We start from the raw sequence: 705 nt of genomic DNA, 5'->3' as shown, positions 1-705 counted from the left end.
TTGATACCGAAATAATAACCAGCAATTTAACGTTAATATTAGGTGCATTATTATTTGCTTTTGCATTAGCGTTTGGTTTAGGCGCTCAAAAAGTTGTGGGCGATTTATTAAAAACATTTTATGCCCGTAAAACGTATGAGGTTGGTCAAATAATTGAATTTAAAGATATTAAGGGTGAAGTTGAGGCCATAGATAATATGTGTATTACTTTAAAAACACCCGAAGGTAAATTAATAATACCAATAAAAGATATTACAGAGAGTCAAGTAAAAGTGCAAAAATAGCTTTAAGTTAGGGTTAAAATTTGGTTGGTTACTTTTTGTAATTTGAAAGACTCTCTATAATTCCCTCTCTATTAATTTAGAGGGGGATTTTTTTATTTCTTCACATAAAACATTAATTTCATAAACCATAAAATTGTTTCAAATGAAGTTTACTACATCTTTAATTTTAGTTTTAATAGCTTGTTTTACGGCACATGCACAGGCAACTATACCTTCAAATTATAAACTAGTGTATGCCCAAAACTTTGAACAGCCTCAAGCAATACAAGATTTTGAAATGACCGATGCTGAGGTTTGGCGCGTTGCCAAAAAAAGTAATAATAGCTTTTTAGAGCTTTTTATGCAAAGTAACTATAAGCCTTTAGTGCGTTCGCCATTCAATATAGCATTACTTAAAACTATAAATGTTGAAGATTTTATT

General features: G+C 30.1%; 2 protein-coding genes. Both read left to right on the top strand.

Going from position 1 to position 705, the window contains the following annotated elements:
- Window positions 1-284: mechanosensitive ion channel domain-containing protein (locus FUA24_RS03145; RefSeq protein WP_148540019.1), on the top strand; the 284-nt coding region annotated here is incomplete at its 5' end.
- 142 nt (window positions 285-426) lie between these two features.
- The coding region (locus tag FUA24_RS03140) for a hypothetical protein (RefSeq protein WP_222861307.1) at window positions 427-705 on the top strand (279 nt) is incomplete at its 3' end.

The sequence above is a fragment of the Seonamhaeicola marinus genome, from assembly GCF_008085455.1.
This window is presented reverse-complemented; position numbering and strand designations above follow the sequence as displayed.